The sequence below is a fragment of the Fodinibius sp. genome, from assembly GCF_041642155.1.
Taxonomy (GTDB): domain Bacteria; phylum Bacteroidota; class Rhodothermia; order Balneolales; family Balneolaceae; genus Fodinibius.
In genome coordinates, this window is sequence record NZ_JBEPWZ010000178.1 from 1 (window position 1) to 6,037 (window position 6,037).

Below are 6,037 nucleotides of genomic sequence, written 5' to 3' on the forward strand. Positions count from 1 at the left end.
ATATGATGGTGAAAGTAAAAATACCGTACTGGATAAGACAAAGTCCGAAGATACGATTGAGTGGCTGAGTGAAATCCGGGACGGTGAGATGCTGAGGCCCGTTTCCATTTCCTACGAGGTCCATTTCGGGGACGTAGATAATATGGAACGGCCTGACCAGCTTACATCGCCAACCGAGGTCATCGATGTGGAAAACTATGAAGTGCGTCCCCATGAGCTTTATGGATCGATCCCCATAGCGATTGTGGCACTTGATTTCCCCTGGGAGACCTACCCGAATGTAGAAGTATATACCCGGTACCACGATCCCGGGAATGAAATCACGATAGATGATACCTTTGCATTGAATGAAGATAACAAAGAAAAAGTATGGAACCTATTTACACTGGACCCAGCTAAAAATACATTTAGCTATAAGCTTATCTACCGGGCCGCAGATCACCGGGATATCGAAATACCATGGACCGAAACGGATCAAGAGCGGATAACCATACGTGACCCTTTCCCCAAAAAACGAAGATTAACCTTCGTACCGGCTGTGGATTGGACAGAAGTGAAAAATATCTTTATAGATATAAAATACGAGGATGAAGAAAATGACATCAGGGAAGAGCACACAGTTAGCTTCAGCGAAGCTGACGATGCTCCTAAAGAAATAGTATTGCGTCGGTTTAAAAATCCTGAACACCGTATTATGCAATATAAGGTCACGATGATTTTTGCCGATGGGCGTATTCTGGAAGTGCCCCCGTGTCAGACTCTTCAGGACCGCATCATTCTTACACCGCAGATGCGGGGCCATAAAATCGTCGCCATTGATCCTGCAGGCATTCCATTTGAGACAAAAAAAATTCGGGAGGCAAAGCTTCAGTTAAAATTTGAAGACAGTGAGGCAGGCCTTTCCTTCAGCAGTGCTTTCAGTTTTGATTCCGCAGAAGACCGCATCCGTTATTTTGAGTACGATTATGCTGACCGCAACCGCTCAGCGTTTGAATATCAGCTCACGACGCATCACGAAAACGGACTCAAAAGGTCCAAAGGGTGGACAACATCAAACAAAGCCGAGCTTATACTCACAGGAAACTAATTAAATTAAAACATCCAACAATGTTAGAAATAGGGAGCAAAACAATCACAATAGATGGCGTAACGGTATTCTCGGATCATGCGGATCCCGATCAGTTCTGGTATCTTCCCGGCCCTGTGCAGCTCGCGCGCCGGGCTAACGACAACCGCGCTTCGTTTACCTTTATCAAATATGGGGATGTCTCCGGCGATACCATTGAAGGACAAGGTTTTTTGATGGTTGAGGTAAACTTAAAACTGGACCCGGATATCGAGAGAAAAATCATGTCAAGGATTTCCTCGATGGCGGAAGGCCAGCCCAAACTGTCCGCCGTCCCTTTCGACGATGGAACGGTAGAATGTATTGCACTTGATCTGCAAGGCAGCGCCGGAACCACAGCCGAGGTTTCCACAGAAGGAACATTTCACGCCGTCGAAAATATCCTTGGAGCAACCAAGCCCTCTCTACATGGCAACAATAATGCTGCGTTCAGTCTTTCGCTTAGCCAGGAAGGAGCCACAATCCTTGAAAATGTATTTCAGGATAAGGGAACCCCGATTGGGGCCGTGTACAGCCTGAAATATTCCGGCCTTCGCCCGGCCCTCGAAGTAGAAATTAAGGCCAATCTGAAACGGGTGTACGACCATTTTAGTGCGGGGCTTGAGGGGCAGGTCTATTATGTGCGAGCCGGGATAGATGCGGGTTTTGAAAAACTGGTAGAAGATGGCGTGATAGAGATCAATGTTATTAATTATTCCACCGAAGATGACCGTGCCAATAAAGAAGACTGGGCTTTAAACTTCTTTAAAGAAAAGCTTCTGAACCAGTGGTTCCAACCCACCTTAACCCCGGGACAGTTTGCCGGTGGAATGGCCGAGGCTGAAAATCTGGATGCGGTTCAAACACGTGCTGAGGCTTTGAGACCTGAACCGCCCCAGCCCCCTCCTGTCCCGGAGGAACCTTCCGAAGATGATTCTTCGGAACAGGAACAAGACGGTTCGTCCCAGCCCCCTCGACCGGATGAAAACTCAGGGGCCCCCGAGCCCGCGGGGGTCATTCAAAACCCGCCGGTCACGTCAGAAAATGAGGAGAATGCAGCAACGGCGGCAACAGAAATGCCTCCGCAGCAGACTCCCTCGACGTCTGCACAGAGCGCCGGGGTGCGTCAGAATTCCATCCCCAATTCAGCGAATATATCTGTTGACTCAGCGCTGGTGTCTTTCAAGCTAAAATTTATTAAACAAATTGAAGAAAAGACCCTCACCTTCAAATTCACCCGGTCGGAGGCCGTACAGCGAACCTATGCTCCGCAGGGATTTTTCGGCTTGTTGACCGAAGATCTGGCCAAGGAGGGACATTTTTTCGAGGTGGACGGCGACGATCCATTCTTTAGGGAATTCCGGGTTTCCGTGGAAACACCTTTTGACAAAGACCGGATTGGGCTCTCTTCGGCCCATGTGCAGTTGAAATACGGTAGGGAAGGGGAACAGGACAAAAAACACAAGGATTTTGTCATCGATCAGGACAGCCCGGAGAAAATGGACTGGTTGGTAAAAACCATTCCCGGGGTTAACCAATACAGTTATTCCGTGCAGTACCATTTTGATCCGGATTCTGACTGGAAGGGTGACAGCATAAGCTATGAATTTGAAAAAGAAATGACGGAAGATCGAACCCTGATGCTGCATCCCTTCGATTCACTGGCTTTCCTTGAAATTGTCGCTTCTGCAACAGAAGTAGACTGGACGCAGGTATCTGATGTGGAGCTTCACCTCAGCTATGAATCGGCAGACGGCTGGAATCAGAAGGATACCCTGTTTTTCTCCGAGAGTGCAGCCGGTGATCAGAACTGGAAGATTCGTTCTTCAGATGTCGATAATAAATCCTTTGCCTACTTCATCAAATATCAAATGAAGGATGGAAACGTACGTGAAACGGAGCCGATTACAACTGAAACTACCCGTATTTCGATTCCCAATCCATTCAAAGTCATTAATATTGAATTTATCCCGCTCTTCCAACCCGACTCTATAAAAATGGTATTCATAGATATTGAGTACGATGATCCGGAAAATGATCGGCAGGTGCGGGAGCGTCTGAAACTGGAAGAGTCAGTATCGGATCCGGTTCCATTCGAGCTTCATATTGTCGATGATACCAAAGGAACCTACCGCTATCAGACTACCGTTGTCAGCAAAGACAACACATTGACAAGGAATGAAATGATAGAAACTAACGAAACACTAATAGGTATTGATCTTTCTTAAAAAAACAAAAAAATTATGGCAAAACATGCTCTTGTTGTCGGAATAAATGACTATACAATCCAGAGCCAGCATAGTCAACAAGTCGGATTAAGTTGGCCAACCTTAAACTTCTGCGTGGCAGACGCCGATAGTATGTACCATCTGCTTATCGAGGCCTTTGGATTCCCCCGTGAAAATGTAATACTGCTGAAAGACGACCGGGCAACCCGCCGGAACATGTTAAGTGCATTGACCTATATGTTTTCCAATGCTACGGCCGGAGATACGGTTTGCTTTACTTTTTCCGGTCATGGGGGATTGCTGCCTGCTAACACAGCGGAGGATAATACGCGGTTCTACCAGTCGATTATTCCCTATCAGGGCGACTGGATTTATGACTTCAGACTACATCAGGCAGCCCATCAGGCCGGGTTTGATCCCAATGAAATTAATTTTACCTGTTTTATTGATTCCTGCCATTCGGGCGGTATGCACCCCTCAGATACCGCGGAAGAGTCCATACCCAGATCTGTACCTTTTGATGAAAATACAGCCAATCTCCTCGAAAGTATTCGCGAAATGTGGCCCTTTGGTATGTGTTTGCCGGATGATACGAATGAGTTGTTTCCGAATGTCAGTAATCCGCAAATCGACGACAATCAGGTGTTAATAGATCTTGAAGAAGATCCGAACAAGACCTTTGTAGATTCAGCTCAGGCCACACTCATCGCAGCTTGTAAATATTACGAAGTAGCACGTGAGGATCCCGCCCGCGGGCATGGATACCTGACCAAAGCTTTGATAGATCTTGTTAACAGCAGCAACTTTCGTATCAGCTATAATGAGCTGATTGACGAATTGGTAACACGTGTAACGAGCTTTTCAAATGGCAACCAGAATCCTACGCTCCGTGGCCAGCAAGGACGCATGGATCATCCTTTCCTGGAAGGCTGGACGACCTCTATTTAGTATTTATAAACTCAAAAATTTAACGCCATGACTAAAAGAGCATTAACCGTTGGAATCAACAATTATTCAATCCTGGATCCCAGTGGGGGAACCAATTTAAATGCCTGTGTGGACGATGCAAGAAGTATATATCATTTATTGAATGATAGCTTTGGGTTTTCCCAGATTTATCATTTGGAAGATCTTAAAGCCAGCAGAGATAATATTCTCTCTACCTTGCGGCATTTAATTCGAATATCCGAGGCCGGCGATACCGTCTGTTTCTACTTTTCCGGCCACGGCTCCCGCCTGCGTGCAGATCTTTCCAAGGCTGATTGCGACCAGTATTATGAGGCTCTGGTACCGGCTTCCGGAGCATGGATTACCGATAGGGATCTCTTGAGTATCTCGGAGGATCTGTATCCCGATGCAGTCAATTTCACCATTATTACCGACGCCTGTAATTCGGGGGGATTACATGTGGCTGATACCGCCTTGAAATGCCGGACACCGGAATTTGCAAGCGATCTTATAGAAACAATTGTAAACTTTTTGACTACTCTTATTCCATGTGGAATCTGTGCTGAAAACATCGACCAGTTGTCTAATAATGTTTCCAATGTTCGGGAGGAAAATGGGACCATTGATCTGGATCCAGATCCCAACAAGACATTGATTCCCGCTACCAAGTCAACGCTATTATCGGCATGCCACTATAATGAGCTTTCATGGGAAAGCAGCCGTATCGGGCATGGGTTGTTTACACAGGCCATCCTGGATTCGGTCAACCAGAGCAATATGCAGATCAGTTATCACGATTTTGTGACCCAGCTGCAATCTAATGTAGCTGATAAAATAAGTACCATAATCAATCCCTCAAGGCCCGGCGTGACCCAAACGCCTCAACTGTTCGGGCAACGAAATCGGATGGGAGAAAATTTTCTCGAAGGTTGGATCCATACGCCTGCAAATCCCTAATTACATGGGTAAACAACATGTTGATGTCTGCAACTATGCCCGGTTTAATCATCCTTTGCCATATAATCTATTTATCTGATTATTGAACTCTTTGAAGAACGCAATAAGGAATTTGTAATATTTCCAGTAACCAAAACCACAACTGTAATCCTGGCCCGTAAGGCTTTTAAAAAAAACTCTGCTATGGTTTCGTAGATCAAAGTAGAACGGTAGTATAAAATTGAGAATATCCATATGTTCAAAGGTTTGACAGGCTTTAAAAGAGACAGGGGGGAGTCAACCATGAAAGGAAATACAGTAGATCTGTATATACCAACAAAACAAAGTTTACAATCAGTATTTGCACTTCATTCATTTCTGAAAAATGTTTGCATTTTAATAGTCTTTTTGGGTGTGACCAATAGTACTCACGCCCAGGATACTTTGCTATTGAATGAAGGGCGATTGCTTGAAAATCCCAACCAGGATATCGGTGTTATATCATTACAAAATAACCAGGTTGTTAATAAACAGATTTTACCTCCCAATGGTGTGCAAACGCATATCTCTGATCAGCTGGCAAAAAACGTGAATTCGATTATAACTTATGACGATAAGTTGAAATCAATTGATCAGGATGCTAAAACAGTTTTTGAAAAAAATATCGGATACCGGGATTCATACGAAGATGTTTTGTTGATACCAGAGGTTCATTCAGGCAAAAATGCTGCGTATCAACCTTCCGTAATTTCTTCTAAACCATTTGTCTATAATGAACAAATTAGCGGGTTTGAATCCGCAGTAAATTTTATTTTGCTGG

5 protein-coding genes are annotated in these 6,037 nt (G+C 45.0%); all 5 read left to right on the forward strand.

Annotation, left to right across the window (positions count from 1 at the left end; all coding sequences use genetic code 11):
• A partial coding sequence (locus tag ACESLU_RS10325; RefSeq protein ID WP_372638572.1) for a hypothetical protein occupies positions 1-1,087 on the forward strand: 1,087 nt, incomplete at its 5' end.
• A gap of 20 nt (positions 1,088-1,107) precedes the next feature.
• A complete protein-coding gene (locus tag ACESLU_RS10330) occupies positions 1,108-3,333 on the forward strand; it encodes a hypothetical protein (protein WP_372638573.1) in 2,226 nt (741 codons plus the stop codon).
• Positions 3,334-3,348: 15 nt separating this feature from the next.
• A complete protein-coding gene (locus ACESLU_RS10335) occupies positions 3,349-4,281 on the forward strand; it encodes a caspase domain-containing protein (protein ID WP_372638574.1) in 933 nt (310 codons plus the stop codon).
• 27 nt (positions 4,282-4,308) lie between these two features.
• Positions 4,309-5,238 carry a caspase domain-containing protein gene (locus ACESLU_RS10340; protein WP_372638575.1) on the forward strand — a complete coding sequence of 310 codons (930 nt, stop codon included), beginning with the start codon at positions 4,309-4,311 and terminating at the stop codon, positions 5,236-5,238.
• A 282-nt stretch (positions 5,239-5,520) separates the two neighbouring features.
• Positions 5,521-6,037: hypothetical protein (locus ACESLU_RS10345; RefSeq protein ID WP_372638576.1), on the forward strand; the 517-nt coding region annotated here is incomplete at its 3' end.